We start from the raw sequence: 2096 nt of genomic DNA on the forward strand, positions 1-2096 counted from the left end.
GTCCAGCGCGGCGAGGACATCCCCGCTGAACACCTTCGCTCCAACGGACTGCACTTCGCGGAACTCGTCGCGAGCCTCCGCGGCGTAGGACGCCAAACGCTTCGCCTCGTCGTACGACTCGCGCAGCGTGGAAAGTGTCTCCGTCAGCGTCGCCACCTGCTCGAAGGACTGCGCCACCAACGTGGTGAGCAGGGGCAGGTCTCCGCCGAAGAAGTCCGCTCGCGCGGGCATCGGGTAGGTGGCCGTCAGGAGGATGAGGGGAACGGCCAGGGCCTTCGCGGCTGCTTTCATTGTGGCTCCAGGGTGAAACGGAATGGGGGAAGGGGACGCGCGCTGAAGGGGAATACCGACAGCGCGCAGACGTCTGCGCTGCGTCAAGCCGCGTGCGAGGCGGCGCGGCGCGTGCGGGCGCCGAACGGGTACTCCGCGGCCAGGTGTCGAGCCACGTCGAGTTCATCCATGCGCGGATTCGTGTCCTGCGCTCGTCGGCGGAGGTCCGCGTCCAGCGGATCCGTCGTCAAGAGCCAGTACAGGTACGGGTCCACCTGGTTGCGAATCACCGAGGACGAGGCCCCGTAGGCGAGGAAGAAGTCCGCGTAGACGCCCGGCTGCCGCGACAGGGACTTCAATGCCTCCGCCGCACGCGGCGTCATCTTGAAGGCGTCGACGAGGGGGCCGTAACCGCCCTTCTCGTGGAAGAGGATGATTTTCACGGTGGAGTTGTCGAGGATGACAGGGCCACACCGCGCCTTCGCGAAATCGCTGAAGTTTTGCGAAATCAACCAGCACGCAATACCCGCCTTGCGGAACTTCCGGTAGGCGTGCTCCAGGAACTCCTGCGTCGCCTCCGTCTTGAGCAGCTCGTGCGCCTCGTCCACGCCGAACACCGTGCGCACGCCGCGAAGCCGCAATGCCTTCGCCGCACGCGCCTGGACAAGGCCGGTGATGGTGGCCATGGCAATGACCTTCATCACGGGGTCGCCGGACACTCCGGCGAGGTCGAAGGTCAGCATGGGCGAAGTGAAGTCGAGCGTGCTCGGGGTGTTGAGCATCCGCGCGTAGTCACCCTTCGTGCAGGACCACAGCCGTCGAATCAGGTCTCTGGCGACGAGCTTGTCCTCTGCGTCCAGACAGGCAGCCATGAGCTGATCGACGAACGTCTCCATGATGGGGCGCCGCTCGGGCTGCCCCCGCAGGCCGTCGTAGGCGAGCCGGACAGCACGGGACACGAGGCCCCACGTCACCTTGTCGAAGGCCGGCATCGTGTGGTCCGTCGCGCAGACCTGGATGAAGCGGACGACGTCCGCCATCTCCTTGTCGTCGTACGTGCCGTCGCCAAGAAGCACGTCGGCGCGAGGCTGGAAGGGGCAGATGCTGACGCTTGCGTCCAAGGGGATGTACTGGCCCCCCAACGCGAGCGTGAGGAGGCGCCAGGAGCCGCCGTTGTCGAGGAGGATGACTTCCCTCCCGGCTGCTCGCGCATCCGCGACGAGGGCGCCAAACTGGAAGGACTTGCCGCTGCCCGTCGCCGCCGCGACAGCGCCGTGCGTGGAGGGATGGCTGCTATCGAAGAAGTCGAAGGCCACTGGGTCCTGCGCGGGCGTGCGCAGGAGGCTCACCGCCTGCTGCACGCCGCGCCACGCGCCGAACATGGGAAGCAGGTCCGCCGCGTTGCGGCTGGTGACGCCCTTGCGGCGAAGCGGGTACGCCGCTCCCCCTGGGAACATGGAGAAGAAGACGGGAAGCTGCGCCTCCTCCTCCACGAGCAGCTCGGCGTTGTCCACGGCGTTGAACGTGCGCCGCGTCCCTTCCGTCTGCGCGTCAAGTTCCTCCAGCGTTTGTGCCTCCAGGAGCACCGCGACGGACACGTCCACAATCTTGGAGTGCATTTCCTGCAGCTCGACGAGCAGCCGCATGATGCTTCCCTGCACAGAGGCATTCTCCACCGCGGCAGAAGCGCTCTCCTCGCCGAGTCCCAACCTGGCCGCGAGCTTCTTCGCGAAGGTGACGAATTCACTCCGGCGGTTGAGTGCGCCCTTGCGGCCCTTCTGCGGTGCAATCGAGACGGTGGCCACCATCCAGTAGGGGAACAGGGA

Annotated in this window: 2 protein-coding genes; both read right to left on the reverse strand. The window is 66.5% G+C overall.

Annotated elements, in window-relative coordinates; genetic code table 11:
* The coding region (locus D7V88_RS40905) for a hypothetical protein (protein ID WP_147449126.1) at window positions 1–291 on the reverse strand (291 nt) is incomplete at its 3' end.
* A gap of 83 nt (window positions 292–374) precedes the next feature.
* Window positions 375–2096, reverse strand: a 1722-nt coding sequence (locus D7V88_RS40910; protein WP_208726753.1) for a VirB4 family type IV secretion system protein, incomplete at its 5' end; no start/stop codon positions are given.

Origin of the sequence: Corallococcus terminator, from assembly GCF_003611635.1 — a bacterium.
Classification (GTDB): Bacteria; Myxococcota; Myxococcia; order Myxococcales; family Myxococcaceae; genus Corallococcus; species Corallococcus terminator.